The sequence below is a fragment of the Pseudoduganella sp. UC29_71 genome (assembly GCF_042693265.1).
Taxonomy (GTDB): Bacteria; Pseudomonadota; Gammaproteobacteria; order Burkholderiales; family Burkholderiaceae_D; genus Rugamonas.
Map to the genome: position 1 here is coordinate 3,557,196 of NZ_CP170549.1, position 26,805 is coordinate 3,584,000.

The 26,805-nt window shown below is 65.6% G+C and carries 20 protein-coding genes and 2 tRNA genes; 10 read left to right on the top strand and 12 right to left on the bottom strand.

Translation table 11 applies throughout. The features are described 5' to 3' along the window. Window positions 1-6: 6 nt before the first annotated feature. Genes otnK through denD form a run of 4 tightly spaced genes read left to right on the top strand, consistent with a single transcriptional unit; the run spans window position 7 to window position 3,704 of the window. Window positions 7-1,281: a 3-oxo-tetronate kinase gene (gene otnK, locus ACFJI2_RS15570; RefSeq protein WP_377700858.1), complete on the top strand. Its 1,275-nt coding sequence runs from the start codon at window positions 7-9 to the stop codon at window positions 1,279-1,281. After that, the gene (otnC, locus tag ACFJI2_RS15575) at window positions 1,278-1,916 is read left to right on the top strand and encodes a 3-oxo-tetronate 4-phosphate decarboxylase (RefSeq protein ID WP_377700859.1); all 639 of its coding nucleotides are present in this window, start codon (window positions 1,278-1,280) and stop codon (window positions 1,914-1,916) included. Before otnK ends, otnC begins: the two co-directional genes overlap by 4 nt. A gap of 25 nt (window positions 1,917-1,941) precedes the next feature. Next, on the top strand, window positions 1,942-2,715 hold the full coding sequence (gene otnI / locus ACFJI2_RS15580; RefSeq protein WP_377700860.1) for a 2-oxo-tetronate isomerase: 774 nt from the start codon (window positions 1,942-1,944) through the stop codon (window positions 2,713-2,715). Window positions 2,716-2,732: 17 nt separating this feature from the next. Continuing rightward, complete coding sequence (denD, locus tag ACFJI2_RS15585) at window positions 2,733-3,704, top strand: D-erythronate dehydrogenase (RefSeq protein ID WP_377700861.1); 972 nt, start codon at window positions 2,733-2,735, stop codon at window positions 3,702-3,704. Between the two features lie 267 nt (window positions 3,705-3,971). Here denD and ACFJI2_RS15590 read toward each other — a convergent pair whose 3' ends face one another. Continuing rightward, window positions 3,972-7,511, bottom strand: a complete 3,540-nt coding sequence (locus ACFJI2_RS15590) for an indolepyruvate ferredoxin oxidoreductase family protein (RefSeq protein WP_377700862.1) — start codon at window positions 7,509-7,511, stop codon at window positions 3,972-3,974. A 126-nt stretch (window positions 7,512-7,637) separates the two neighbouring features. Here ACFJI2_RS15590 and ACFJI2_RS15595 point away from each other — a divergent pair, with 126 nt between their 5' ends. Further along, the gene (locus ACFJI2_RS15595) at window positions 7,638-8,105 is read left to right on the top strand and encodes an Lrp/AsnC family transcriptional regulator (protein ID WP_377700863.1); all 468 of its coding nucleotides are present in this window, start codon (window positions 7,638-7,640) and stop codon (window positions 8,103-8,105) included. 777 nt (window positions 8,106-8,882) lie between these two features. Here the strand turns inward: ACFJI2_RS15595 and ACFJI2_RS15600 are convergent. The 4 genes from ACFJI2_RS15600 to ACFJI2_RS15615 form a co-directional block, all read right to left on the bottom strand. Then, a complete protein-coding gene (locus ACFJI2_RS15600) occupies window positions 8,883-9,620 on the bottom strand; it encodes a formylglycine-generating enzyme family protein (protein ID WP_377700864.1) in 738 nt (245 codons plus the stop codon). Between the two features lie 24 nt (window positions 9,621-9,644). After that, window positions 9,645-10,091 carry a thioesterase family protein gene (locus tag ACFJI2_RS15605; RefSeq protein ID WP_107870249.1) on the bottom strand — a complete coding sequence of 149 codons (447 nt, stop codon included), beginning with the start codon at window positions 10,089-10,091 and terminating at the stop codon, window positions 9,645-9,647. Window positions 10,092-10,109: 18 nt separating this feature from the next. Beyond that, entirely contained in the window at window positions 10,110-11,210 is a 1,101-nt protein-coding gene (locus tag ACFJI2_RS15610; RefSeq protein ID WP_377700865.1) for an acyltransferase family protein, read from the bottom strand. Window positions 11,211-11,351: 141 nt separating this feature from the next. Continuing rightward, window positions 11,352-12,173: an IclR family transcriptional regulator C-terminal domain-containing protein gene (locus ACFJI2_RS15615; RefSeq protein WP_377700866.1), complete on the bottom strand. Its 822-nt coding sequence runs from the start codon at window positions 12,171-12,173 to the stop codon at window positions 11,352-11,354. 172 nt (window positions 12,174-12,345) lie between these two features. Here ACFJI2_RS15615 and ACFJI2_RS15620 point away from each other — a divergent pair, with 172 nt between their 5' ends. Genes ACFJI2_RS15620 through pcaF form a run of 3 tightly spaced genes read left to right on the top strand, consistent with a single transcriptional unit; the run spans window position 12,346 to window position 14,866 of the window. Continuing rightward, window positions 12,346-13,011: a 3-oxoacid CoA-transferase subunit A gene (locus tag ACFJI2_RS15620; RefSeq protein ID WP_132137528.1), complete on the top strand. Its 666-nt coding sequence runs from the start codon at window positions 12,346-12,348 to the stop codon at window positions 13,009-13,011. Next, window positions 13,011-13,652 carry a CoA transferase subunit B gene (locus tag ACFJI2_RS15625; RefSeq protein WP_377705846.1) on the top strand — a complete coding sequence of 214 codons (642 nt, stop codon included), beginning with the start codon at window positions 13,011-13,013 and terminating at the stop codon, window positions 13,650-13,652. The genes ACFJI2_RS15620 and ACFJI2_RS15625 overlap by 1 nt, the downstream gene beginning before the upstream one ends. A gap of 11 nt (window positions 13,653-13,663) precedes the next feature. Next, on the top strand, window positions 13,664-14,866 hold the full coding sequence (pcaF, locus tag ACFJI2_RS15630; protein WP_377700867.1) for a 3-oxoadipyl-CoA thiolase: 1,203 nt from the start codon (window positions 13,664-13,666) through the stop codon (window positions 14,864-14,866). Between the two features lie 192 nt (window positions 14,867-15,058). Here pcaF and ACFJI2_RS15635 read toward each other — a convergent pair. Then, window positions 15,059-15,151: transfer RNA gene (locus tag ACFJI2_RS15635), tRNA-Ser, on the bottom strand. A 164-nt stretch (window positions 15,152-15,315) separates the two neighbouring features. On the opposite strand from ACFJI2_RS15635, the gene ACFJI2_RS15640 reads away from it, so the two are divergent. Further along, window positions 15,316-16,620, top strand: a complete 1,305-nt coding sequence (locus ACFJI2_RS15640) for an NRAMP family divalent metal transporter (protein WP_377700868.1) — start codon at window positions 15,316-15,318, stop codon at window positions 16,618-16,620. A 27-nt stretch (window positions 16,621-16,647) separates the two neighbouring features. On the opposite strand, the gene ACFJI2_RS15645 is transcribed toward ACFJI2_RS15640, so the two are convergent. From ACFJI2_RS15645 to ACFJI2_RS15660, 4 genes are all read right to left on the bottom strand, one after another. Next, the gene (locus tag ACFJI2_RS15645) at window positions 16,648-17,841 is read right to left on the bottom strand and encodes an aromatic amino acid transaminase (protein WP_377700869.1); all 1,194 of its coding nucleotides are present in this window, start codon (window positions 17,839-17,841) and stop codon (window positions 16,648-16,650) included. An 11-nt stretch (window positions 17,842-17,852) separates the two neighbouring features. Beyond that, the gene (gene hppD, locus ACFJI2_RS15650) at window positions 17,853-18,926 is read right to left on the bottom strand and encodes a 4-hydroxyphenylpyruvate dioxygenase (protein WP_107870263.1); all 1,074 of its coding nucleotides are present in this window, start codon (window positions 18,924-18,926) and stop codon (window positions 17,853-17,855) included. Between the two features lie 137 nt (window positions 18,927-19,063). Further along, window positions 19,064-22,975 (bottom strand): beta-galactosidase, encoded by a 3,912-nt coding sequence (locus ACFJI2_RS15655; RefSeq protein WP_377700870.1) that lies wholly within the window; start codon window positions 22,973-22,975, stop codon window positions 19,064-19,066. A 35-nt stretch (window positions 22,976-23,010) separates the two neighbouring features. Further along, window positions 23,011-24,084, bottom strand: a complete 1,074-nt coding sequence (locus ACFJI2_RS15660) for an adenosine deaminase (protein ID WP_377700871.1) — start codon at window positions 24,082-24,084, stop codon at window positions 23,011-23,013. Window positions 24,085-24,261: 177 nt separating this feature from the next. On the opposite strand from ACFJI2_RS15660, the gene ACFJI2_RS15665 reads away from it, so the two are divergent. Beyond that, window positions 24,262-25,176, top strand: coding sequence for a LysR family transcriptional regulator (locus tag ACFJI2_RS15665; protein WP_377700872.1), 915 nt, complete (start codon window positions 24,262-24,264; stop codon window positions 25,174-25,176). A 172-nt stretch (window positions 25,177-25,348) separates the two neighbouring features. Here ACFJI2_RS15665 and ACFJI2_RS15670 read toward each other — a convergent pair. Continuing rightward, window positions 25,349-25,441, bottom strand: a tRNA-Ser gene (locus ACFJI2_RS15670). Window positions 25,442-25,550: 109 nt separating this feature from the next. After that, complete coding sequence (locus ACFJI2_RS15675; protein ID WP_107870271.1) at window positions 25,551-26,798, bottom strand: aspartate kinase; 1,248 nt, start codon at window positions 26,796-26,798, stop codon at window positions 25,551-25,553. Window positions 26,799-26,805: the final 7 nt, after the last annotated feature.

Consider the following 26,805-nt stretch of genomic DNA (forward strand, 5'->3'; position numbering starts at 1 on the left):
CGCACCATGGCTGTTTTATTAGGATGCATCGCCGACGACTTCACCGGCGGCACCGACCTGGCGGGCATGCTGGTGAAGGCTGGCATGCGCACCGTCCAGCTGATCGGCGTGCCGGACGGACCGGTGCCAGAAGACGTGGACGCGGTGGTGATTGCGCTCAAATCGCGCACCAACCCGGCCGAGGAAGCGGTGGCGGAGTCGCTGGCCGCGCTGCGCTGGCTGCAGCAGGCGGGCTGCCGCCAGTTCTACTTCAAATACTGTTCCACCTTCGACTCCACCCCGCGCGGCAATATCGGCCCGGTGGCGCAAGCGCTGATGGCGGCGCTGGATACCAGCTTTACCATCGCCTGCCCGGCGTTCCCGGCCAACGGCCGCACCATTTACAAGGGCAACCTGTTTGTGGGCGACACGCTGCTGAGCGAGTCCGGCATGCGCAACCATCCGCTGACGCCGATGACCGATTCCAACCTGGTGCGCGTGCTGCAGCAGCAAACCACCCAGCAGGTGGGCCTGGTGGATTACGCGCATGTGGGCCAGGGTGCTACGGCCATCGCCGCGCGCTTCGCCGTGCTGCGCGAGCAGGGCTGCGGCATGGCCATCGTCGACGCCCTGACCAATGCCGACCTCGAAGCCATCGGCGAGGCCTGCGCAGGCATGCCGCTGGTGACCGGCGGCTCGGGCATCGCGCTAGGCTTGCCGCAGAACTTTCGCCGCCAGGGATTGCTGGCCGGCGGTGCGGCAGCCAGCGCCCTGCCCGCGACGGGCGGCCTGCGCGCCGTCATCTCCGGCAGCTGTTCGGTGGCGACGCAAAAGCAGGTGGCGTGGATGCGCAAGTCCCATCCCTCCTTCCATATCGATCCGCTGCGCCTGGCGCGCGGCGAGGATGTAGTGCCGGCCGTGCTGGACTGGGCCGGATCGCATCTGCACAAGCACCCCGTGCTGGTCTACGCCACGGCCGCGCCGGAAACGGTGCGGCAGGTGCAGGCGGAACTGGGCGTCGAACAGGCCGGTAGCATGGTGGAAGAAGCGCTGGCAAGCATCGCGCGCGGCCTGGTGGAACTGGGCGTGGGGCAAATGATCGTGGCCGGCGGCGAGACCTCCGGCGCCGTGGTCAAGGCGCTCGGCGTGCAGGGCCTGCGCATCGGGCCGGAGATCGATCCCGGCGTGCCTTGGACCGCCACGCTCAGCGACGCAGGAACGGCGCCGTTGGCGCTCGCCCTCAAGTCGGGCAACTTCGGCACCGAAGACTTCTTCACCAAGGCCTGGAGCGCGCTGCCATGAACGAATCCGCACTGCGCGAACACATCTGCGAATGCGGCCAATCGCTGTACGCGCGCGGCCTGGCCACCGGCAGTAGCGGCAACATCAGCGTGCGCCTGGACGACGGCTGGCTGCTGACGCCCACCAACGCCTGCCTCGGCAAGCTGGACCCGGCGCAGCTGTCCAAGCTGGACTGGGAGGGCCGGCTGGTGTCCGGCGCCGCGCCATCGAAGGAAGCCTTCCTGCACCGTGCCATGTACGAAGAGCGCGCCGGCGCGGGCGCCATCGTGCACCTGCATTCGACGCATTCGGCGGCGGTATCGTGCATGGCGGGCCTGGATGCTTGCGACTGCATCCCGGCGCTGACGGCCTACTTCGTGATGAAGATAGGCCGCCTGCCGCTCGTGCCTTACCACCGTCCCGGCGATCCCGGGCTGGCCGAGGCAATCCGCGCCATCGCCGGCAAGCACCACGCGGTGCTGCTGGCCAATCACGGCCCCGTGGTGTCCGGCAAGGACCTGGAAACCGCGCTGTACGCCACCGAAGAACTGGAAGAAACCGCCAAGCTGTTCCTGCTGCTGCGCGGCAGCCCGGTCAGCCCGCTCAACACCGCGCAGATCGCCGAGCTGAAGACCACCTTCAATCTCGTCCTCTGACGCCATCCTGAAACGAAAGCACGCCATGCCAAGATTTGCCGCCAACCTCACCATGATGTTCAACGAAGTCCCCTTCCCGCAGCGCTTCGACGCGGCGGCGAACGCCGGATTCGAAGCAGTCGAATTTCTGTTCCCCTACGAGCACGCGCCGCAGGATATCGCGCAGTGGCTGGACAAGAACCGCCTGGTCAACGCGCTGTTCAACATGCCGCCGGGCGACTGGGCCGCCGGCGAGCGCGGCATCGCCTCCCTGCCCGGCCGCGAGGAGGAATTCCGCGCCGGCGTGGCCCGCGCGCTCGACTACGCGCAAGCCATGGGCACCAAGCGCCTGCACGCCATGGCGGGCCTGCTGCCGGCCAAAGCGGACCGTGGACTGCACCGCGCAACGTATATCGCCAACCTGCGCTACGCCGCCAGGGAACTGGCCGCACACGACATCACGCTGCTGATCGAGCCGATCAACCCGCGCGACATGCCGGGCTATTTCCTCAACTCGCAGGCCGACGCGCACGCCATCCGCGCCGAAGTGGGAGCCGCCAACCTGAAGGTGCAGATGGACTTCTACCATGCGCAGATCGTCGAAGGCGACCTGGCCGCGACCTTCCGCAAGCATGCGGACGGCATCGGCCACGTGCAGATCGCCAGTGTCCCCACGCGCAACGAACCGGATGACGGCGAAGTGAATTACCCCTACCTGTTCCGCATGCTCGACGAGCTGGGATACGACGGCTGGGTGGGCTGCGAATACCGCCCGCGCGGCCGCACCGAAGACGGCCTCGGTTGGATGAAGTCCTTGTAAATCAAGAAGGAGTGAATATGCACGTATTGATTACCGGAGGCGCAGGCTTCCTCGGCCAGCGCCTGGCGCACAAACTCCTGCAAAGGACCGGCGATGGCGCAGTCACCAAGCTGACGCTGGTGGACATGGTTCCCGCCAACGGCTTTGGCGATGCGCGGGTGCACAGCATCGTCGGCGACATCTCGGACAGCGGCATGATGCGCGAAGCGGTCAGCGCCGACGTCACTTCAATTTTTCATCTCGCCGCCGTCGTCAGCGGCCAGGCCGAAGCGGACTTCGACCTTGGCATGCGGGTGAACCTGGACACCACGCGCGCCCTGCTCGACATCTGCCGCGCCAACGGCAACCGGCCCAAGCTGGTGTTCACGAGCTCCGTGGCCGTGTACGGAGGCCAGCTGCCCGACGTGGTGCAGGACGACACGGCGCTCAGCCCGCGCTCATCCTACGGCATGCAAAAAGCCATCGGCGAGCTGCTGGTAAACGACTACAGCCGGCGCGGCTACATCGACGGCCGCGTACTGCGCCTGCCAACCATCAGCGTCCGTCCGGGCAAGCCGAACAAGGCCGCGTCCTCCTTCGCCAGCGGCATCATCCGCGAACCGCTGAACGGCGAACCGGCCATCTGCCCCGTACCGGCGGCCACGCGCCTGTGGCTGCTCTCGCCGCGCAAAGCCATCGAATGCCTGGTACAGGGGCACGACCTGCCGGCGGCCGCGCTGGCAAGCAGCCGCACCATCAACCTGCCTGGCGTCTCCGTCAGCGTTGCCGAGATGGTTAGCGCCTTGCACCGCGCCGGCGGCGAAGACGCCACCGCCCGCATCCGCTGGGAACCCGATCCCATCGTCGAGCGCATCGTCGGCGGCTGGCCCGCCGCCTGGGACACCACGCGCGCCCGCGCACTCGGCCTGGAAGCCGACAGCAGCATCGACGCCATCATCCGCGCCTACATGGAAGACGACCTAGAGGCACCCATTCCGGCTCCAAAGTAGACTGCGACGAGCTCTACATTCCCAATACCGGGGTCAGGTCCGGCAACACGCCACGACACCCATCTCAAACGTAAAATGGCGTAATGCCGGATCTGACCCCAACGTTGCAAATGTGAAATGGCGTAATGCCGGATCTGACCCCGGCGCTGCACCTCAAACGTAAAATGGCGTAATGCCGGATCTGACCCCGGCGCTGGGGCGCTGCGTTTTGCACCCGTAGGGCGGGTTAGGTGGCGCAAGCCACCGTAACCCGCCATCACCTGCGAATCAGGCCTGCCGCTTCAACTCCACGGTCTGCGGGGCGAGAAAGGCTGCGTGGAGGTGTTGCCAGGCGGCGTCGGCTTGGGTCATGGCGGCGAGCTTGACGTGGCCGTAGCCGCGGACTTGCTCGGGGAGCTGGGCGAGCTTGAGGGCAGTGGCCTTGTTGTTCGGAGTAAGGCCGACCGACACTTCGCCCGTGAAGGCGAGGTAACGGTCGCGCAGGGCGCGCTCGCGGCGGCGCTCTTCCGTGTAGCCGAAGATGTCGAGCGGCGTGCCGCGCAGGCCCTTGAGGCGCGCGAGGCCGCTGAAGCCCTTCAGCATCCAGCCGCCAAAGGCTATCTTGGCCGGCACGTACGAACCGGGCTTTTTGCGCGCCAGCAGCGGCGGGGCCAGGTGGAAGTCCAGCTTGTAGTCGCCTTCGAACTGCGCGGCGATCTGCTCGCGGAAGGCGGGATCTGCGTGCAGGCGCGCCACTTCGTATTCATCCTTGTAGGCCATCAGTTTGAACAGGTTGCGCGCCACGGCTTTGCTCAGCGCCCGCTTCGAGCCTTCGCCCTCAAGAGCGACTTCGCGCTGTTCGACTGACGCCACGGCGTCGGCGTACACGCGCGCATAGGCGGCGTTCTGGTACTTGGTCAGCCATTCGACACGGAAGGCCACCAGCTCCGGCAACGATTTCGGCGCGGCGAACTGGATTACTTGCTGCTGCGGCCGCGCCAGGCGGGACAGCGCGTCCTTGTCGGCTGCGGCCAGACGGCCCAGCATAAAGGCGCGCTTGTTCATATCGATGGCGACGCCATTCAGTTCGATGGCGCGCATCAGCGCTTCCAGCCCGGCCGGCACCAGGCCTTTTTGCCAGGCATAGCCCATCAGCAGGATGTTGCCGCCGATCGGGTCGCCGAGGAAGCGCGCGGCGATTTCCTGCGCGTCCAGCTGCGCCACGTTGGCACTGCCAGCAGCCGACGCCAGCTTCTCCAGCAAGCCTTCCTTGTTGATGGAAGCGTCGCGGTCACGCGTAAATTCGGCCGTCGGGATTTCGCGTTCATTCGCCACCACTTGCGTGCGGCCGCGCTTCATTACCGACAGGCTGTCCGGCATGGCTGCCACCACCAGGTCGCAGGCGAATACCGCGTCCGCCTGCTGCAGGTCGATGCGCACCTGGTTCAGCGCCGATGGCGACGCCGCCACGCGCACATGCGACAACACCGCGCCGCCCTTCTGCGCGAAGCCCATGAAGTCCAGCGTGGATGCGCCCTTTTCTTCCAGGTGCGCCGCCATGGTGATCAGCGCGCCCACGGTGACGATGCCGGTGCCGCCGACGCCGGCCACCAGGATTTCAAACGGCTTGTCCAGCGCATGCGGCGCCGGCGCTGGGTAGCGGCCTAGCGCCTGCTCCAGGTCCGCCAGCGTCAATGCCACGCTGGCAGGCTTGCGCAGCGTGCCGCCCAGTACCGATACGAAGCTCGGGCAGAAGCCTTCCACGCAGGAGTAATCCTTGTTGCAGGACGACTGTTCGATCTGGCGCTTGCGGCCCAATTCCGTCTCCAACGGCAGGATGGACAGGCAGTTTGATTGCACGCCGCAGTCGCCGCAGCCTTCGCACACGGCCGGGTTGATCACCATGCGGCGCGCCGGATCGGGGAAGACCATCTTCTCAGGCTTGTTTTTCTTGCGGCGGCGGCGCTTCTCGGCCGCGCAAGTCTGGTCGTACACCAGCACCGTCACGCCGGCGATCTCGCGCAGCATGCGCTGCATGGCATCCAGCTCGCTGCGATGATGCACGGTCACGCCGGCTGGCAGCACCACGCCGCTGTAGTTCTCGGGTTGGTCGGTGACCACGACCACCTTCTTTGCGCCCTCACTCACCACCTGCTGCACGATCTGCGGCACGGACAGCGCGCCGTCCACCGGCTGGCCGCCGGTCATGGCCACCGCGTCGTTGTACAGGATTTTGTAGGTGATGTTGGTGCGCGCCGCAATCGCCTGGCGTATGGCCAGCGAGCCGGAATGGTAGTAGGTGCCGTCGCCCAGATTCTGGAATACGTGCTTCTCGCCCACGAAGCGCGAGGAGCCCACCCAGCTGATGCCTTCACCGCCCATCTGCGCCAGGTAGTTGGTGTCGCGCTTCATCCAAGTGGCCATGAAGTGGCAGCCGATGCCGGCCATGGCGCGGCTGCCTTCCGGCACGCGGGTGGACGTGTTGTGCGGGCAGCCGGAGCAGAAGTATGGCGTGCGCTTGATGCCGTCCGCGCCGTTGGACAGCAGCTCGGCGGCGCAGAAGTCCGGCAGCATGCGCTGCAGGTCCAGTGCCGGATAGCGCGGCGCCAGCCACTGCACCAGCGCAGGAGCGATGCGCGACGGACGCAGCTCGCCCAGCGCGGACAACAGCGCGTGGCCATGCTGGTCTGTCTTGCCGATCACGGCGGGCCGTTCGGATTGCGGCAGGTTGTAGAACAGATTCTTCACCTGCTGCTCGATCACGGCGCCCTTCTCTTCCACCACCAGGATCTCCTGCAGCCCATCCGCGAAGGCAGCCAGGCGGGTACGCTCCAGCGGATAGGTCAGGCCCGGCTTGTACAGGCGCACGCCCAGTTCTTCCAGGCGGATCAGCGGCAGGCCAAGGCGCTCCAGCGCTTCCAGCAGATCGAGATAAGCCTTGCCGGCGCTGATGATGCCGATCGTCGCGCGCGGCGCGGGCACCACCAGGCGGTCGATGGAATTGGCGCGGGCGAAGGCCTGCACGGCTTCCAGCTTTTCCGCCACGCGCACTTCCAGCGCCAGGCCGGGCAAGTCAGGCCAGCGGTTGTGCAGGCCGTCCGGCGGCGCGGTGTAGTCGGTGGGCGTCACGTACTGCGGCAGCGGCGGCAGTTCCACCACGGCTCCGCCTTCCACGGTTTCGGAGATGGCCTTGAAGCCGCTCCACGCGCCCGAGTAGCGCGACAGCGCCCAGCCGTACAGGCCGAACTCCAGGTACTCCTGGATATTGGCCGGGTTAATCACCGGCATGCCCCACGCGATCAGCGCCTGCTCGCTCTGGTGCGGCATGGACGAAGACACGCAGCCATGGTCGTCGCCGAGGATCACCAGCACGCCGCCGCGCGGCGACGAGCCGTACACGTGGCCATGTTTGAGCGCGTCGCCCGCGCGGTCCACGCCCGGGCCTTTGCCGTACCACATGGCGAACACGCCATCGACCTTGCGCGTCGGATCGGCTTCCACTTGCTGCGAGCCCAATACGGCGGTCGCGCCCAGTTCCTCGTTAATCGCGGGCAGGAATTCCACGTTGTGCTTTTCCAGCAGCTTGGACGCACGCCACAACTCCTGGTCCACCGCGCCCAGCGGCGAGCCGCGGTAGCCGCTAACGAAGCCGCCCGTGTTCAGGCCTTGCGCATCGTCGCAGATCTTCTGCATGCACAGCAGGCGCACCAGCGCCTGGGTACCGGTCAGGAAGACGCGGCCATGGGTGCGGGTGAGATTGTCGGACAGCGCGTAGTCGGGATCGGTCAGTGCGGGCTGGATGGAGGCCGGCAGGGTCATGGAATTCATTGTTGTTGTCTCGCATTAGGAACTTATAGTGCGAGAAATGATATGGCGCACCGACCGAAATATTACTCCTATTCTTACGGCCGGAAGCATTAAAATGGGTTTGTTTTTCCCAAAAACCGCTGAAAAATGAAAAATGATTCCTTAGACCCGGCCTCGCTCAAAATCTTGTCCGAATTGCAAAAGAACGCACGGATCTCGTCCAATGAACTGGCCGAAAAGATCGGCATGTCCGCCAGTCCGTGCTGGCGGCGCCAGAAGGAGCTGGAAGACAACGGCTACATCCTCCGCTACACGGCGCTGGTGGACCGGCGCAAGCTGGGGCTGTCGGTGGTCTGCATGGCCAACATCACGCTGGCGCGGCACGAGGAAGGCGCGGTGAAGAACTTCGAGGAAGCGATGCGTTTGCGGCCGGAAGTGGTGGAATGCTACGAAACCACCGGCAACGCGGACTATCTGGTGAAAATCGTGGTGGCGGACATGGACGGCTACCACGACTTCCTGCACAACGTGCTGGTGAAGCTGAACGGCGTGTCCCAGGTGAACACCAGCGTGGCGCTGCGTGAAGTGAAGTACGAGACCGCCCTGCCACTGTAAGCGACGCTTGGAGCGCCTGACAGGATCTGCGACATGGCGCCTACCGGTGCGCGGACAACGAGCGAACGAAGGGTTGGAGCATGTCCGTTCGCTTTCCATGCTTTCGCCCCTGCCATGGAATACGCGCCGCGACTTCCGCTCCCGCCACAAAGCGATCATCGTAAAACAGTCCTCGCGCGCTCCGTCTGCCTCGACCTGCTAGGTGTTCGTTCGCCAGTTTTCGACTGCTTTCGTGATCATGTCCGAGTAAGTGCGCGACAAGTCCCGCCCGGTGAACCGGGAAGTGCTGCCTTTGACGATTGGCGCACTATCCTGGATCTCGGTTGCTAAGCGACTGATAAATCTTCGCCCTTCGTATTCGTACGCTCTGAGCTCCTCGGAGTTCAGCTTAAGCAGAAAGTCGTAGCCCACAGAGCTGTGATTGCAATTTGCGTCCAAGAAAAGCGATCCCTCCTCTTCCAGCAAAAACCACCATTGTGGTTCGTGATCAACGACTCTCATCATTTTCCACCGCTTCAAATTTCAAAGTTCTTGGGTAGACAGCAACCGCCAACCTACCATTTCCACGACGGAAGTTCGCCGCCCTCGGCGAGTTCGCATCCGTAGAAGGTCGCCCCTCGACAAGCTCCGCACCGAACGACACAAGCACTGCAAAGGCTGCCAGCGGATTTGCCACGGCACTGCACGCACCTACTATCGCTGCCTGGGGTATCTTCATTGCATGCAAGGTCAGATTTCTTAATTTGGTGGAGTGGCCGAAAACTGTCCACTACTCCTTCACGAATACGCGGATAGCTCAGTGTCCGAGATTGTTTCTTTCGAGACAATGATATGTTTTGTCAGGGCAGTTAAGGAAGGTGCGGCGCTCCGGGCGATGCGGAAACCTAGGTCGTCGATGGCAAAGGTGGGATGGCTGCGGCGCCGGTTGGCGGCCAGGCAGCCGCGCTCGTGGTCCGCCCAGCCGCCGCCGCGAAACACGCGGTAGTCGCCGTAGACTTGGGGATCGTACAGGTCCGTGCACCACTCCCAGACGTTGCCCAGCATGTCGTGCAAGCCCCAGGCGTTGGGCAACTTGGCGCCGACGGCGTGCGTGCCACCGCCGGAATTGGCGGCGTACCAGGCGATGGCGTCAAGCTCGCCGTAGCGTGCGGCGCTGCTGCCGGCGCGGCAGGCGTATTCCCATTCCGCTTCGGTGGGCAGGCGGTAGCCGTCGGCGCCGGCAATCAGGTCGGCGCCGGTGTCGCCGGGTTGCAGCGTGTAGCAGGCGCGCAAGCCCTCGGCCAGCGAGAGCGCATTGCAGAAGCGCACCGCATCCAGCCAGGAGACGCTCACCACCGGATGCTGCGGTGCGTGGGCCGGGGACGGCCAAGCGCCAACGACGGCGGCATATTGTTCCTGCGTGACGGGGTGGCGTGCGAGGGTGAACGGCTCAATGGCTGTCACCCAGTGGCGGCCGGTCCTGTCGTCCTTCATGGCGATGGTGCCGGAAGGGATGGCGACCATTTCGAGGGGCATGGCGGTGCCTGTCTCGGCCGGCATTTACTGCGCGGCGCCGGCGACCACCATGGCCGGCAGGTAGATGGCGCTGAATTCGGGCGGGAAGCGGCGCGCGCGGCCGGTGCTGATGTCTACGCAGATCAGCTCCCAGCGGCCGCGCAGCACGGTGGCCTGGTCGCTGTTGCGGATCAGCTGGAAGCGGCGCTCCATGGTCATCTTGCCGTCGCTGGCAGTCAGCCAGGTGGCCAGCGTGAGCGGCTCGCCGAGGCGCGTGGCTTGCAGGTAGTCGTAGGAGGCGCTGCGGATGGCCATGGCGCGGTCGAGACGGTGGTAGTCTGCCAGCGCCAGCCCCAGGGCTTCGGAGTGGGACCAGCCTATCGCCTCGCACCAGCGCACGTAGACGGCGTTGTTGGTGTGCTGCAGGCCGTCGATGTCCTGCTCTTGCGGCTGCAGCGGTAAGGTGTAGGCTTGCGGGTAGTCCCAGGGCACGGATGTTTTCCTTTGTCTTTAGGCCGCCACGGGACGCGCGCCGACGTGCTGCGCAATACGCGTAACGAAGCCGGACAGCGGCACTTCCACCCAGCGGTGGAACAAGGCGCCCGCCGCAAGGCTGGCGCTCCATGCGATGGCCATGCCCGCCGCCTGCCAGTACGGTTCAGCCGGCGCGTAGCGGGTGAAGGCCGCGTTCACGATCAGGCAGACCGGGAAGTGTATCAGGAACACCGAGTACGAGGTCCGCGCCAGCGCGTTCACAGCCTGCCAGGCGCGCCCCGCGTCGGCGGACAGCCTGGCGCGGCCGAAGGCGAACAGCACGCAGGCCACAGCCAGCGCGACGGCGATGCGGATACGGAAGTCCAGCACCAGCGCGGCCAAGGTGGGCAGCACCAGTATCGCCAGCAGCAGGGCCACCGCCCCCGGCTTGCGCTTGGCGTCGCTGGCCCACCAGGCCAGCACGCCGAGGCCGTAGCTGCCGAAGAAGTATGGCGCCCAGTTGTCCCAATCGCTGTCGAGGTTGAAGTAGAACAGGGAGCTGCTGACGGTGGCCAGCATCACGGCGGGCATCAGCCAGGTACGCAGGCCGTCGATTGCCAGGCGGCCGGAGAGCCACAGCAGCAGCACCATGCCGGCGTAGAGCTGGAAGTCGATGGCCACGTACCATGCGCCTGCCGACAGGGATTCGTAACCCAGCACGCCGTGCAGCAGCAGCGCGTGTGCGCTCAGTTGGCCGAAGGTGGGTGCGGCGGAGATGGAGTCGTGCGTCATCCAGGCGCCGGCCAGCGCGTTGGCGCCGGCGGCCAGCAGCGTGGCGGCCAGGAACGGCGGGGCCAGCTTGGCGTAGCGGCGCCAGATGGTATGCAGCGGCGCAGCCAGGCCGGGACGGCCGGCGGGCGACAGCGATTTGGCGGCCAGGAAGCCGCCGGCGACCAGGAACACCTGCACGGCGATGCGCGCATGGTCGGTGAGCCAGGCCATCAGTTCGGGCGCCAGCGCGCGCACGTGGTCGGACATGGGGCCGTAGAAGGCCAGGTGGTGCAGCACAATCAATTGCGCAGCGCATGCCTTCAATAGGTTGATCAGGCCAAATTGTGCAGGTGCTGCTCCGTTCATTCCCATCCCTTGCTTGCGTTTATTTTCCTACAATGCTTCTACACGCAAGACAAGCTGCGGTGATATTGCGGACCGGGCGGTATGATAGCCGAACTTGATGGATGAGGTCGTCTGATTGCGCTGCGGGCCGCCAAGGCGGCACTACGGCAGCAGTACCGACAGTTCGCGCGCGCCTTCCTGCAGCACCGGCAGGAAGTCTTTTATCATCCTGGCCGCGCTCACGCGGCTGGCCTGCACGCCCACGTTCAGCGCCGCCAGCACATTGCCGGACGCGCCGCGCACCGGCACCGCCAGCGAGCGCAGGCCCTCTTCCAGTTCCTGGTCGTTCAATGCGTAGCCCGCGCCGCGCACTTCGTCGAGGATGGTGCGCAGCCGCGCGGCCGACACCACCGTCTTGTCCGTGTAGGCCTTCAGCTTCACGCGCGCCAGGTAGGCGTCCAACTCCTCCGGCGCCAGCTGCGCCAGCATCACCCTGCCCAGCGAAGTGCAATAGGCCGGCAGCCGGCTGCCTGTGTTGAGCGACACCGACATGATGCGCGAGGTGGCCGAACGGGCCACGTACAGGATCTCGTCTTCCTGCAGCACCGCCAGCGAGCATGACTCGTTCAGCGTGCGGCTGATGCGGTTCAGATAGGGCGCGGTCGATACCGTCAGCGGCGTGGACGACAGATAGGAGTAACCCAGCGTCAGCACCTTGGACTGCAGCGTGAACTGGTTGCCGTCCGCCTCCGCGTAGCCCAGCGCGCACAGCGTATGCAGGCAGCGCCGCACGGCCGCGCGCGAGATGCCGGTGCGGTGGCTGATCTGGGCAATGGTCAGGCTGCGGCGCTGGTCGCTGAAGGCGCGCAGCACGGCCAGGCCGCGCGCCAGCGATGTCATGAAATCGGGACTGGTCAGCGCATCGATTTCCTCGGACTCGCTGACGCGCTCGGGCGCTTCCAGGCTGGCGGGGGTTTTCGGCATGCAGCACGCTCCTTGAAAAGTCGTTCGATTACCGCACAGCTTCGTTCCCAGCCGGTTGCCCCGCAAATGGGGGCTGGATACACTGAACTGGTAGCAAATTCGGCTGGCTGTTCGATTATCGCACACCAGCATGGACTCACAAGCGCGGCGCCCGGCCGCTGGAAAGCATATCGTGATTAACAAAATCTCCCCCTCGCTGCAGGCCGCGGTGGCCGACATCGGCGACGGCGCAACGGTGATGATAGGCGGCTTCGGCAACGCCGGCATGCCCTCGGCGCTGATCGACGCACTGATCGAACAAGGCGCGCGCGAACTCACCATCGTCAACAACAACGCCGGCAACGGCGACACCGGCCTGGCCGCGCTGCTGGCTGCAGGCCGCGTGCGCAAGATCATCTGCTCCTTCCCGCGCCAGGCCGACTCGCACCATTTCGACGCCCTGTACCGCGCCGGCAAGGTGGAACTGGAACTGACCCCGCAAGGCAACCTGGCCGAGCGCATCCGCGCCGCAGGCGCCGGCATCGGCGGCTTCTTCTCGCCCACCGGCTACGGCACCCTGCTGGCAGACGGCAAGGAGACCCGCGAAATCAATGGCCGTATGTATGTGCTGGAGTCGCCCATCCACGCGGACTTCGCGCTGATCAAGGCGCTGCGCGGCGACCGCTGGGGCAACCTGGTGTACCGCAAGGCCGCCCGCAATTTCGGCCCCATCATGGCGATGGCCGCCAAGACCACCATCGCCCAGGTGCGCGACGTGGTGGCGCTGGGTGAACTCGATCCCGAAGTGATTATCACGCCCGGCATTTTCGTCCAGCGCGTGGTGAAGGAGGCCGCATGATGAACCGTTACAGCCGCGACCAGATCGCCGCCCGCGTGGCGCAGGACATTCCCGAAGGCGCCTACGTGAACCTGGGCATCGGCCTGCCGACCAAGGTGGCCAACTACCTGCCCGCCGAGCGCGAGGTGTTCCTGCACAGCGAGAACGGCCTGCTGGGCATGGGGCCGGCGCCCGCCGCCGGCGAGGAAGACGAGGACCTGATCAACGCCGGCAAGCAGCCGGTCACCTTGCTGACCGGCGGCGCCTACTTCCACCACGGAGACTCGTTCGCGACGATGCGCGGCGGCCACCTCGACATCTGCGTGCTGGGCGCGTTCCAGGTGGCGGCCAATGGCGACCTGGCCAACTGGCACACCGGCGCGCCGGACGCGATTCCGGCCGTCGGCGGCGCCATGGACCTGGCGATCGGCGCCAAGCAGGTGTTCGTGATGATGGACCACCAGACCAAGACTGGCGAGAGCAAGATCGTGGCCCAGTGCAGCTATCCGCTGACGGGCGTGGGTTGCGTGAACCGCATCTATACCGACCTGGCTTTGCTGGACGTGACCCCGCAGGGCTTGCGCGTGCTGGAGATGGCGCCGGGCCTGAGCTTTGATGAACTGCAGGCAGCAACGGCCGCGCCGCTGCTGCAAGGCGAATAAAGGAGACCAGCATGATCGATGCATACATCTGCGACGCGGTGCGCACCCCGATCGGCCGCTACGGCGGCGCGCTGAAGGACGTGCGCGCCGACGATCTGGGCGCGATCCCGCTGCGTGAACTGATGCGCCGCCATCCGGACCTGCCGTGGGATGAGGTGGACGACGTGATCTATGGCTGCGCCAACCAGGCTGGCGAAGATAACCGCAATGTGGCGCGCATGTCGTCGCTGTTGGCGGGACTGCCTGCCGCAGTGCCGGGGACCACCGTCAACCGGCTGTGCGGCTCGGGCATGGATGCAGTGGGCACGGCGGCGCGCGCGATCCAGGCCGGCGCGGCCAGCCTGATGATTGCCGGCGGCGTGGAGTCGATGACGCGCGCGCCTTTCGTCATGGGCAAGGCCGATTCGGCGTTCAGCCGCAGTGCGTCGCTGCAGGATACGACCATGGGCTGGCGCTTTATTAACAAGGCGCTCAAGGAAGCCTACGGCGTGGAGACCATGCCGGAGACGGCGGAGAACGTGGCGCAGGACTATGGCATCAGCCGCGCGGACCAGGATGCGTTTGCGCTGGCGAGCCAGAACAAGGCGGCAGCGGCCATCGCCGAGGGCATTTTTGAGCGGGAGATTGTGCCGGTGACGCTGCCTGTCAAGAAAGGCGATCCCGTCGTATTCAGCCGGGATGAGCATCCGCGCGCGACCACGCTGGAGGCGCTGGCCAAGCTGAAGGGCGTGGTCAGGGCGGATGGGAGCGTGACGGCGGGGAATGCGTCGGGCATCAATGATGGCGCCTGCGCGCTGCTGCTGGCGAGCGCGGAGGCGGCGCGGCAGCACGGGCTGACGCCGCTGGCGCGGGTGGTGGGCATGGCGACCGCCGGCGTGGCGCCGCGCGTGATGGGGATAGGGCCGGTGCCGGCGGTGCGCAAGCTGTTGCGGCAGACCGGGCTGACCTTGGAGCAGATGGATTTGATTGAGCTGAATGAGGCGTTTGCGGCGCAGGGGCTGGCGGTGCTGCGGGAGCTGGGGCTGCGGGATGATGATACGCGCGTGAATCCGTATGGAGGGGCGATCGCGCTGGGGCATCCGCTGGGGATGAGCGGGGCGCGGTTGGTGACCACGGCGACTTATCAGTTGCAGCGCAGCGGCGGGCGGTATGCGTTGTGTACGATGTGTATTGGGGTTGGGCAGGGGGTGGCGATTTTGATTGAGCGCGTGTAACGCGGCTCTTTCTATCGGCTTCGATCGGAGCCGCAGCGCGCGCCCTCGGCGCGCGGGGCTGGCCGCGCAGCGGCCAGCAGTTGGGCGATTCGGAGAGGGCTGGGCCGGTAGGCCCAGCCCTTCGAATCCCACCGTCTTCCGTCCGAACAAAGAAAAACGGGCTCCCGCAGGGGAGCCCGTTTTTCTTTGTTCTGGCGGAGACGGTGGGATTCGAACCCACGATACAGGTTTTGCCCGTATGCTTCCTTAGCAGGGAAGTGCCTTCGGCCACTCGGCCACGTCTCCTAGCTGATCACTCAACTTTTGCCTCTCCTTTGCGTCGCCGCTCCGGTTCGGACGAGCGCTATAGTAATGGCACGTTTCTGTTTGGTCAAGGGTCCTTTATGTGGGGAATATAACTGTTCTCCGCCCGAGCCCGGCGTAAGCTGCTGTGAACTAAGGAGCCTCTTATGTCCGCCAGCGATCAAGCAGCAACGACCGAACACAGCCCTGCCCCGTCCGACTCGGGCAGCTGGCTCGCCAAGCTGGGGCCGGGCCTGGTGACCGGCGCGGCGGATGACGATCCGAGCGGGATCGCGACCTATTCGCAGGCCGGCGCGCAGTTCGGCTATGGCATGACCTGGACCATGGTGCTGACGTTCCCGCTGATGGTGGGCATACAGCTGATCAGCGCGCAGATCGGCCGCGTCAGCGGGCATGGCCTGGCGACGAATATCCGCCGCCATTTTCCGCCCTGGCTGCTGTACTCCATCGTCTCGCTGCTGCTGGTGGCGAATGTGATCAATATCGCCGCCGATATCGCGGCCATGGGCGATGCGGTGCGCCTGATCGCGGGCGGCCGCGCGCACTGGTATGCGGCAGGCGCCGGCCTGCTGTCGGTGGTGCTGCAGGTGACGCTGCCTTATCAGCGCTATGTGAAAGTACTGAAGTGGCTGACGCTGGCCTTGCTGGCCTACGTGGCGACGGCGCTCATGCTCAAGCTGCCCTGGCTGCAGGTGGCCAAGTCGATGGCGTGGCCGCAGCTGAGCTGGGACAAGGCCTACATCACGACCATGGTGGCCATCTTCGGCACCACCATCAGCCCCTATCTGTTCTTCTGGCAGGCTTCGCAGGAGGTGGAGGATTTGCGCGCCGATCCGCATGCGCAGGCGCTCAAGCACGCGCGCTCGCAGGCGCCGGAGCAACTGCGGCGCATCAAGATCGATACGGTAGTGGGCATGGGCTTTTCCAACCTGGTGGCGCTGTTCATCATGCTGACCACTGCCGCCACGCTGGGGGCGCACGGCATTACGCATATCGAGTCGTCTGCTCAGGCGGCATCGGCGCTACGGCCTATCGCGGGGAATTTCGCGTTCACGCTGTTTGCGGTCGGGATTATCGGCACCGGCCTGCTGGCCGTGCCGGTGCTGGCGGGGTCCGCCGCCTATGCCATCGCGGGCACCATGCACTGGAAGAACAGCCTGGAGCTGCCCTACCCGGACGCGAAGAAGTTTTACGCGATCATCATCGCCGCCACCGTGGGCGGCACGGCGCTGTGCTTCACGAAGATCGACCCGATACAGGCGCTGTACTGGAGCGCCGTGATCAATGGGGTGATCGCGGTGCCGGTAATGGCGGTGCTGATGCTGCTGGCGTCGCGCACCTCCGTCATGGGCGGGCTGGTGATCTCGCGTCCCCTGCGCTGGCTGGGATGGACCTGCACCACCGTGATGGCTGCGGCGGTGCTGGCCATGCTGGGGACGTCCGCGCTGTAAGCTGCGGCGCCCCGCGCGCATCGGCGCTTAGCGCGCGTGCAGTACTTTCGACATGGCTTGCGCCACCACCGGCACGGTATCGGTGGTCAGCGCGGCCAGGCACAGGCGGCCGGTGCCGACCAGGTACACGGCCGACTCTTCACGCATCGCCGCCACCTGCTGCGGCGACAGGCCGGTGTAGCTGAACATGCCGGTTTGCTTGCTCAGGTAGCTGAAGTCGCCATCCGGCATGCATGCGCGCAGCGCGGCGTGCAAGCCGGCGCGCATGGCGGCCACGCGCACGCGCATGCCGTCAAGTTCCTGCTGCCAGCCGGCGCGCAGGTCGGCGTCCGTCAGGATGCGCTCGATGATGCGCGCGCCGTGGGTGGGCGGGCTGGAGTAGTTGCGCCGGATGGTGGCTTTCAGCTGCCCCAGCACGTTGCCGGCCTGCTGCGCGTCGCCGCACACGATGCTCAGCGAGCCGCAGCGCTCTCCGTACAGCGAGAAGTTCTTGGAGAACGAGGTGGCGGCGAACAGCGCGATGCCCTGCTCGGCGAAGTGGCGGATGGCGTACGCATCTTCTTCCACGCCGCGGCCGAAGCCCTGGTAGGCCATGTCGAAGAACGGCAGCAGGCCGCGCCGCTTGACCAGCTGCGCCAGCTCGCGCCACTGCGCGTCGTCCAGGTCGGCGCCGGTGGGGTTGTGGCAGCAGGCGTGCAGCAGCACCACGTCGCCGGCCGGCAGCGCTTCCAGCGCGGCCAGCATGGCCGGAAAGTTGACCTGGCTGGTGGCCGCGTCGTAGTAGGGATACTTTTCCACCGTGAGGCCGGCGCCGGCGAAGATGCTGTGGTGGTTGTCCCAGGTGGGATCGCTGGCCCAAACGCGCGCCTGCGGGAAATAGCGGGCGATGAAGTCCGCGCCCACTTTCAGCGCGCCGGAGCCGCCCAGCGTTTGCGCGGTGGCGATGCGGTCGATGCCGGCGAAGTCCTTGCCGAAGGTGAGCTCGCGCACCGCGTGGCGGTACACCGCGCTGCCTTCCATCGGCAGGTACGGACGCGCACCGGCCACTTGCGCCAATGCCGCCTCGGCGGCCAGTACCGAGCGCATGGCGGGCAGCTTGCCCGCCTCGGTCAGGTACACACCGATGCTCAGGTTGACTTTGCCGGGACGGGTGTCGGCGCCGAACTGCTCGTTCAGCGTCAGGATAGGGTCGCCCGGATAGGGCTCAACGTGCTTGAACATGATTTTTCTCTTCAGGCCTTGATAACGCCGCGCTGCAGCTGGTCGCGCTCGATGGACTCGAACAGCGCCTTGAAGTTGCCTTCGCCGAAGCCATCGTCGCCCTTGCGCTGGATGAACTCAAAGAATACAGGACCGAGCAGGGTTTGCGAGAAAATCTGCAGCAGCAGGCGGCGGCCGCCTTCGCCGGTGGTGCCGTCCATCAGGATGCCGCGCATCTGCAGCTGCGCCGCGTCTTCGCCGTGGTTAGGCAGGCGCTCGGACAGCATGTCATAGTAAGTCGCAGGCGGCGCGGTCATCAGCGGCACGCCGGCTTCGCGCAGCTTGTCCACGCTGGCCACCACGTCGTCGCTCAGCAGCGCGATGTGCTGGATGCCCTCGCCGTTGAACTGCATCAGGAATTCCTCGATCTGGCCGCCGCCGCCGGACGCTTCTTCGTTCAGCGGAATGCGGATCTTGCCGTCCGGCGCAGTCATCGCGCGCGAGGTCAGGCCGGTGTATTCGCCCTTGATGTCGAAATAGCGGATTTCGCGGAAGTTGAACAGCTTCTCGTAGAAGCCGGCCCAGTAGCTCATGCGGCCGCGATACACGTTGTGGGTCAGGTGGTCGATCAGCTTCAGGCCGTGGCCGACCGGGTGGCGGTCCACGCCGTCGATGAATTTGAAATCGATATCGTAGATGGACAGGCCGTCGTCGTAGCGGTCGATCAGGTACAGCGGCGCGCCGCCGATGCCCTTGATCGCGGGCAGGCGCAGTTCCATCGGGCCGGTGGGGATGTCCATCGGCTGCGCGCCCAGCGCCAGCACGCGCGCGTAGGCGGCCTGCGCGTCCTTGACGCGGAAGGCCATGCCGCAGGCCGACGGGCCGTGCTCGGCGGCGAAGTACGCCGCCGCGCTGTTGGGTTCATTGTTGATGATGAAGTTGATATCGCCCTGGCGGTACAGGGTCACCTTCTTGGAGCGGTGCTCGGCCACGCGGGTAAAACCCAGCATCTCGAACACGGGTTCCAGCTGGTTCGGCGTAGGCGACGCGAATTCGACGAATTCGAAACCATCCAGGCCCATCGGGTTTTCAAACAGATCAGACATTTCATGCTCCAGAAGTGTGGCGATATGCATGAAATTATATTGGCCGGACTGCGCACTATCTGCGCGAAATGCATATGAAAACAGGTTGTCTGCGCACAACCTATTCACTCCAGACGCATTTCGCGCACATTTTGCGCTTACTTCATCGGCATGATCTCCAGCGGCACGCCGCCGCGCGCAGTGCGCAGATTCACCAGCTTGACCGGCTCCAGCGCGTTTTCCGCCTTGCCGTCCGTGGTCACCGCCAGCGCGATGGTGTTGTTGCCGTTCGGGTTCAGGATACCGGGCGGGATGACGAAGGTGCGCTGCGGGCCGATATTGGCGGCGAACTGGCCCATGTTCCAGCCGTTCACGAAGATCAGCGCACGGTTGCTGCGCTCCGAGCGCGGCTTGCCCGTGTCGCCGAAGGCCAGGCCGAGCTGCACGTCGTGGTCCTTGGGCAGCTTCAGGTCGAAGCTGGTGCGCAGCCAGTAGGTGCCGGGCGCCGGCGGCGCGTCGGTGGCCCTGGCGGCTTGCCATCCGGCCTGCTGGCCCGGCAGGTGCCAGCCCTGGCGCTCGCCATACAGGCCGCCGTTGTTCATCGGCCCGCGCACCACGTCGGCAATCGCCTCCCCGCCCTGGTTGCCCTGGATGCGCCATTCGATCGGCACGGCGAAGCGGTTACCGCCGCGCGAGGTGAGCGAAGCCGAGATCAGGCCGCGCGCTTCGCGGTGGTAGTCATCCGCCATCAGGTTCCAGTTGTGCGAGTTATTGCGCACCATGACCGAGATGGTGTGCTCGCCCGGCTTCAGGTCCGCCAGCTTGAACTTCACGCTGTCGGTGGTTTCCGGGAACTGGCGGCCGGTATCCATCTCATCCTGCCCGACGAACTTGCCGTCCACCCAGACCTGTATCATGCCCGCCCCGCCGGCGCCGTAGAACAGCTCCAGCTGGTTGGCCTTCTGGCTGCCCACTTTGGCGCGGCCGCGATACCACACGTCGCCGTGGTGGAAGCCGTAGTCGCTCATGCTCAACGTGGGCTGGCCGCGCTCAGGCGTGGTCCACGTCTGCGCAGCGGAAGCGCGGTGGTCGGCCCTGGCCCACTGGCTGTCATCGAAGCCCGGCTGCGCTTCCGGGCTGTCCATGCGGCGCGTCCACTTCTGCGCGGCCAGGTCCGGCAACACGATCTTGTCCGGTCCCTTGACGATGCCGGTCCTGACGCTGCCGTCCGGCTGCGGCGCCACGCTCAGCGCCTCGCCGTTGAAGGTGACGGCCGCTGCGGACGCGCCCCATATCTCCAGCGCCGAATCCTCGCTGGTATCGCCGGTCAGCGCCAGCTTGCCGTTGTCCATTTTCGCCGAGCGCACCAGCGCCGGCGTCCACACCAGCACCGCCCCCTCCCCCGGGGTCAGGTCCGGCATCACGCCATGTCGAGTTTCCCGGCGCCACATATGGAAGCTGGTTTTCTCGTCCGCCAGCAACAGCAGCATGGGCGCGCGGCCGCCGCCGCTGATGCGTACGCGCGCCAGGCCGTCGTGCGTGTAGTTCAGCTTGAGGTCGCCCTTGGCGGCGTCGAATGCGGACGCGACAGTGCCGGACAGGACTTCCACCTTGGGCGCCGATGCGTAGCGCAGCACGGTCTCGCCCTCTTCCTTGTCGCGGCCGTGCAGCAGCACGATGTCGCGCTGGCCGTCCTGGAAGTGGGTCTGGAGTTCGGAGCTGGAGTACACCAGGTGCTGCCGTTCCATGGCGTAGGAAGCCAGCAGCAGCTTGCCGTCCTGGCCGTTGATGCGCACCGGGACCTGGTAGGTGCCGTCCCTGGTGGCCAGCGCGAAGGTGGTGTGGTCGTCGGTCAGCGCGTCGGACGGGTTGTGCACGGCGAACAGGATATGCGTGCCCAGTTTCGGGTTGACGTTGTGGTAGACCTTGAGCCTGGCGTTGCTGGTTGCCAGTTCCGGCCCCTTGTCCATTTCGGCCAGCGCCTGCTCGGCCGCCTGCACGAACATGCCCTGCTGCTTGAGCGCGTAGGCTTTCTCGCGCAGGCCGCGATCCTCCGAGATGGCCGCGCCGTAGTCATAGGACGTGTACACCACAGGCCCGGCGAGCCAGCCCCACGAGGTTCCGCCGAAGGTCATGTAGATGTTGTGGATGGTGATACGGTTGATCAGGTTGGTGCCGTAGAACACGCGCTGGTAGCCCTTGCCCTGGCGCTGCGCGGTGCAGTTGTAGGTGCCGTTCGAGCCCCAGTAATCGAACCAGCCGCCGCCCAGTTCGGCGGCGAAGCCCGGCGTTTTCGGCGAAGTCAGCGCGCCGGCTTTAAGGCCGGGCTTGCCGTACATGCCCCAGTCGGGCGCCTTGTTGGGGCCGGACGGATCGGCGAACACGTTGCAGGTGCCGCCGGGGTAGCCGTCGAAGGCGTACAAATCGGTCGGCCCCAGGTTGGCCCATGGCGCGGCCGAGCCTTTCGGCGCCCAGTCGGGCAAGCGGCCGGCGGCGTTGTGGAAGAACGGCACGGTGATGCCGTCGGCGCGCGCTTTCTGCGCCAGGTGCTCCATGTGGCGCACATGCTTGGGCTCGACCTTGCCCAGCTCGTTTTCCAGCTGGTAGGCGATGACGTTGCCGCCGCCGGTGGTGGCCTGGTGGCGCGCGATGATGGCGTTAATCTGCGTCATCCACTCGTCGGTGGCGGCGGTGTAGACCGGGTCGTCGGTGCGCGCTTCGGCGCGGTTGCGGAACATCCAGCCGGGGTAGCCGCCGCCGGTCAGCTCGGCGTTCACGTAGGGACCGGTGCGGGCGATGATGTACATGCCCTCCTCCTCGGCGATCTGCAGCGCGCGCTCCACGTTGCGCACGCCGGAGAAGTCGTAGGCGCCGGGGGCGGACGAGTGATAGCCCCAGTCGAAGTAGAAGGCCACGCCGTTGAAGCCGGATGCCTTCATCTTCTGGATCACGTCGCGCCACAGCGAGGGGTTGGGCAGGCGGAAGGGATGCACTTCGCCGGACCAGACCACGACGCGCTTGCCGTCCACCGTCAGCGAGTGCTCGTCCCAGGCAATCTTCTTCGGCTGGCCTTTGGGTTTGGTGGCTTCGGCGTAGATTTTCGGATCTTCGGCCAGCACGGTGAAGTGGCGCGCCACGCCCGAGACGCCGCCCACTTCCTGTTTCGGCGTCCAGTTGGCGAGATTGCTGTCGCCGTCCGAGTACCAGGCGTGCTTGCCTTGCTGGTCGCCGAAGTAGATGCGCCAGCCGCCGTCCGGCAGCCTGACCAGCGCCTGGCCTTCGCGGCCCGCGCCCCAGCCGGCCCAGTCGCCCTTTTTCTCCACCGTCCAGGGGCCGGCCAGCGACGCGGCGGTGGCCACTTCAATGTAGCCGCTCTGCTGGTTGCGGATGAAGGCGGCGTAACCCTTGTCCGCCGCGACGACGAAGGTGTCGAGGTAGCCTTGCAGGCCCGCCAGCGGCTTGGGTGCGGACCACTGGCTGAAGCCGGCGTCCGGGTCCAGGACGTAGGGGGCGAAGCCGGCGCCGCCCAGCGACAGCGAGACCACCACTTTCAGGCTGCCGTCCTTGTCGCGCAACCATTCAGGCGCGCGGGTGCTGGCCACGCCGGGCAGCCTGACTTCCGCCTCGCGCACGGGCTGCCAGGTTTTCAGGTCCTTCGAGCGCGCGACGCCGAAGCTGGCGCCATGCTCGCCGCTGGTGTGGACCACATAGTAGTAGCCGTCCGTGTGGCGGATGATGGACGGGTCGCGCAGCAGGCGCTGGTCCGCGATATAGGTTTCCGAGGCGAGCGTGGCGAAGGTCGCACCGTCGGCGGACGAGAACACGCTGAGCGCGTTGGGCGCGCTGGCCGTGAAGCTGGACATCAGGTACACCGCCTGGTTCTGCGCCGCGCCCGGCTTGCCCTTGGCTGCCTGCCGCGCGCTGTCGGATGCTTGCGGGATGCCCAGCTCCTGCGCCAGCGCGGCGCCGGCCAGCGCGCCGCAGGCGACAGCGACTGCGGCGGCCAGCTTGCCGAGGTAGAGGGCGCGCGGCTGGGCTGCACGGCGGCGGGCATGTTTCGTCTGGGCCAAGATGTACTCCTGCATGTTATCGGAACGTTCGCCCGTCATCCTAATGCGCGCCGCCGCGCTGCATTCGTCAAAAAGGTGATTGTTTGCAAAATCGCGGGCTGCACCAGGCGCTTTTGCTGCAATGCGGCATTCCTGCGCCGGCCCAGGCGAGGATAGCGCATCATGGGCCATCGCAAATAGGGAGGAATCGATATGGCTACTGTTTCGAAGGCGGGCAAGGACAACAAGCGCGTGTATGCGCTGGCTGCTGTGGCCGCAACGCCGGCCTGCTCGACCGGCTGGCGCAACACCACTTGCCGCAGCAGTTCCACCGGGTGCGCCTCGATGGAGGGATAGACGCCCAGTACCAGGTTGGAGGTCGGGCACACGCCCAGCGCGATCTGGCGCTCGGCAAGCAAGGCGACAAGGGACGGGTCGTCAATCGCGCGCACGCCGTGGTCGATGCGGTCCGCCCCCAGCAAGGTGATGGCGTCGCGCACGCCGTCTGGCCCGCTGGACTCGCCGGCGTGGACAGTGCGGCGCAGCCCCGCCGCGCCGGCGCGGCGGAAGGCCTCGGCAAAGCGTGGTCCGGTGCGGCCCGCCGCCGCTTCGTTGCCGTCGATGGACAAGGCGACGACCCGGGGATGGCGCAGATCGATCAAGGCGTCCACCAGCTCGGCGGCCTGCTGCGCCGTCTGCGTGCGCAGCAGGCTGATACACAGGCCCACGGGCGGCAGGCCATCCTGTTCGGCCGCCGTGAAGCCGGCATCGATGGCGTCGAGCATGGCGCCCAGCCGTCCGTGCCATGCATGCCAGTGGGTGGGGTTGACGATCATGTCCGCATAGCCGCCGCCGTTGGCCGCCAAGCGCCCGCAATATTGATAGCTCAGCTCGGCGAGCCGGTCGGGCGTCGCCGCCAGGCCGCAAGCCCAGTCCAGAAACTGCAGAAAATCGGCCAGGCCGTCGAACTGGAACAGCCGCTCAGGCGGCCGCGGCAAGGGCGTGCCGGACTGCCTGGCCCAGGCGGCCAATGTGTCCGCTTCAAAACAGCCTTCCAGATGCACATGGACCTCCGCCTTGGGCAAGGTCCGCATGGCTTGCGCCTGGTCGCGCAATGTCGCTTGATTCATCTATAAATCCTCTTGAGTTGATTGGTGTGGCTATCATGGCGCATGCCGGCAAGCGGCCTGAAATGAGGAACCATCGCTTTTCTCAATGGATCGGATAAATCGCCCGGCGGGCGTGCAGCTGTCTTACAATCATCGCCGGCAAGGAACACCTGCCGCCCGAGAGATGTGGAGAACGTGATGCGCTACACCCTGGAACAGCTGGAAACGTTCGCCGTCGTCGCGCAGGCCGGATCGTTTTCCGCCGCCGGCCGCAAGCTGGGCAAGACCCAGTCCACCGTCAGCGTGGCCATCGCCAACCTGGAAGTGGATCTGCGGGTGGAGCTGTTTGATCGCAGCAGCAAGATTCCGACGCTGACGGCAGCCGGCGTCAAGCTGCTGGCCGAGGCCGAGACCATACTGGAGCGCTGCCGCGAGCTGGGAGCCCATGCAAATAGCCTGAGCAATGTGCTGGAGCCGCGCATTACGCTGGCGATCGAGATTCCCTACCGCAAGCTAATCGAACCGCTCAGGGCGTTTGCCGGGCAGTTCCTTTTTGTCGACCTCGACATCCGCAATCCGGTGCATGGCGATGTGCACGAGATGGTGCTGAGCGGCGAGGCGCAGCTCGGCATCGCCTTCGCCAAGCCCGACACCTGGCATGAACTGGGTTTCATGCAGATGGGTAAGTTGATCCTGTCCCATGTGGTGCACAGGGATCATCCATTGGCGCGCCAGCGCAGCGTCAGTTTTGAGACCTTGCACACGTTTCGCCATCTGGTTTTCAGTGCGCACAGCACCACGCTGCCGAGCAGCGAGTACTTCAGTGCGACGAGCAACTGGCAGGTGGATAATTACCTGGCCCTGCTGGAGATGACGCGCGCCGGACTGGGCTGGACTTCCATGCCGCGCCAGCTGATCCTGGGGGAGCTCGAACGGGGGGAATTGGTGGAGCTCAGTCCGCAGGCGTATCCGCATACGGACTGGCTGGTGGGTGTCGATCTGATCTGGTCCAAGCGCCAGCCGCTGGGCAAGGCGGCTGAGTGGCTGAAGGAGTGCTTCGCCAGCCATAAGGTGTTTGAGCTGGATCGCAATGGGCAGAGTACGACTTTGTAGGGGGACTTCGGCAGCGTGCGGCGCGCGCCCGCGGCGCGCGGAGCTGGCCGCGCAGGGCCAGCAGATGGGCGATTCGGAGAGGGCTGGGCCGGTAGGCCCAGCCCTTCGAATCCCACCGTTCCGTCCGAATAACGAAAAAAGCCTCCCGCAGGGGAGGCCTTTTTCGTTGTTCTGGCGGAGACGGTGGGATTCGAACCCACGATACAGGTATAAGCCGTATGCATCCTTAGCAGGGATGTGCCTTCGGCCACTCGGCCACGTCTCCTAGCTGATTACTCAACTATTTGCTTCTCTTCCACGTTGCCGCTTCGGATCAGACGAGCGCTATATTAATGGCCCGCTCCCCTTTTGGTCAAGGAAACGCGCCATCTTTTTTACTCTTTTTCCAGCTCGAACGCTTTGTGCAGCGCACGTACGGCCAGTTCCATGTACTTTTCGTCAATCAGGACCGAAATCTTGATCTCGGAGGTGGAGATCATCATGATGTTGATGTTCTCTTCGGACAGGGTGCGGAACATCTGCGAGGCCACGCCGACGTGCGAGCGCATGCCCACGCCGACCACAGAGATCTTCGATACCTTGGCGTCGCCCACCAGGGTGCTGTAGCCGATTTCGGCTTTCTGGCCTTCCAGCACGTCGATCGCCTTCTGGTAGTCGTTGCGCGACACGGTGAAGGTGAAGTCGGTTTTACCGTCCACGGACTGATTCTGTATGATCATGTCCACTTCGATATTGGCGTCGGCCACCGGGCCGAGGATGTGGTAGGCCACGCCCGGACGGTCCGGCACGCCCAGCACGGTGATTTTGGCTTCGTCGCGGTTGAAGGCGATGCCGGAGATGACTGCTTGTTCCATGTTGGTGTCTTCCTCAAACGAAATCAGGGTGCCGGAGTTGGCTTCGGTGGCGAGATCCATCAGCGGATCGGTCAGCGACGACAGGACGCGCGTCGGCACGCGGTAGTTGCCCGCGAATTCGACGGAGCGCGTCTGCAGCACTTTCGAGCCCAGCGAGGCCAGTTCCAGCATTTCTTCGAACGTGATCGCCTTCAGGCGGCGCGCTTCCGACACCACGCGCGGGTCGGTGGTGTACACGCCGTCCACGTCGGTGTAGATCAGGCATTCGGCCGCCTTCAGCGCGGCGGCAATCGCCACGGCCGAGGTGTCCGAACCGCCGCGGCCCAGCGTGGCGATGTTGTCGTTGTCGTCCACGCCCTGGAAGCCGGTGATGATGACGATCTTGCCGGCGTCGAGGTCTTTGCGCACGCGCTCGTCGTCGATCGATTGGATGCGGGCCTTGGTGAAGGCGGAGTCGGTTTTAATCGCCACTTGCCAGCCAGCGTAGGAAACCGCGTCCTTGCCAATGGCTTGCAGCGCCATCGACAGCAGACCCACGGACACTTGCTCGCCGGTGGAGGCGATCATGTCCAGTTCACGTGGGTCGGGCGGGTTTTGAATTTCCTTTGCCAGCGCGATCAGACGGTTGGTCTCGCCGGACATGGCCGACGGTACCACGACAATCTGGTGTCCTGCGTCGTGCCATTTGGCGACGCGGCGCGCGACGTTCTTGATGCGGTCGGTCGATCCCATCGACGTTCCGCCATATTTGTGAACGATTAAAGCCATAACAGTG

Excerpts from the sequence above, each read along its gene's own strand:
- ACFJI2_RS15665 (WP_377700872.1), top strand. The coding sequence starts at position 24,262 with ATGCGCTACACCCTGGAACAGCTGGAAACGTTCGCCGTCGTCGCGCAG.
- hppD (WP_107870263.1), bottom strand. The coding sequence starts at position 18,926 with ATGTCTGATCTGTTTGAAAACCCGATGGGCCTGGATGGTTTCGAATTC.
- ACFJI2_RS15660 (WP_377700871.1), bottom strand. The coding sequence starts at position 24,084 with ATGAATCAAGCGACATTGCGCGACCAGGCGCAAGCCATGCGGACCTTG.
- ACFJI2_RS15640 (WP_377700868.1), top strand. The coding sequence starts at position 15,316 with ATGTCCGCCAGCGATCAAGCAGCAACGACCGAACACAGCCCTGCCCCG.
- otnC (WP_377700859.1), top strand. The coding sequence starts at position 1,278 with ATGAACGAATCCGCACTGCGCGAACACATCTGCGAATGCGGCCAATCG.
- ACFJI2_RS15625 (WP_377705846.1), top strand. The coding sequence starts at position 13,011 with ATGAACCGTTACAGCCGCGACCAGATCGCCGCCCGCGTGGCGCAGGAC.
- otnK (WP_377700858.1), top strand. The coding sequence starts at position 7 with ATGGCTGTTTTATTAGGATGCATCGCCGACGACTTCACCGGCGGCACC.
- otnI (WP_377700860.1), top strand. The coding sequence starts at position 1,942 with ATGCCAAGATTTGCCGCCAACCTCACCATGATGTTCAACGAAGTCCCC.
- ACFJI2_RS15590 (WP_377700862.1), bottom strand. The coding sequence starts at position 7,511 with ATGAATTCCATGACCCTGCCGGCCTCCATCCAGCCCGCACTGACCGAT.
- ACFJI2_RS15675 (WP_107870271.1), bottom strand. The coding sequence starts at position 26,798 with ATGGCTTTAATCGTTCACAAATATGGCGGAACGTCGATGGGATCGACC.
- ACFJI2_RS15595 (WP_377700863.1), top strand. The coding sequence starts at position 7,638 with ATGAAAAATGATTCCTTAGACCCGGCCTCGCTCAAAATCTTGTCCGAA.
- ACFJI2_RS15615 (WP_377700866.1), bottom strand. The coding sequence starts at position 12,173 with ATGCCGAAAACCCCCGCCAGCCTGGAAGCGCCCGAGCGCGTCAGCGAG.
- ACFJI2_RS15645 (WP_377700869.1), bottom strand. The coding sequence starts at position 17,841 with ATGTTCAAGCACGTTGAGCCCTATCCGGGCGACCCTATCCTGACGCTG.
- pcaF (WP_377700867.1), top strand. The coding sequence starts at position 13,664 with ATGATCGATGCATACATCTGCGACGCGGTGCGCACCCCGATCGGCCGC.
- denD (WP_377700861.1), top strand. The coding sequence starts at position 2,733 with ATGCACGTATTGATTACCGGAGGCGCAGGCTTCCTCGGCCAGCGCCTG.
- ACFJI2_RS15610 (WP_377700865.1), bottom strand. The coding sequence starts at position 11,210 with ATGAACGGAGCAGCACCTGCACAATTTGGCCTGATCAACCTATTGAAG.
- ACFJI2_RS15600 (WP_377700864.1), bottom strand. The coding sequence starts at position 9,620 with ATGCCCCTCGAAATGGTCGCCATCCCTTCCGGCACCATCGCCATGAAG.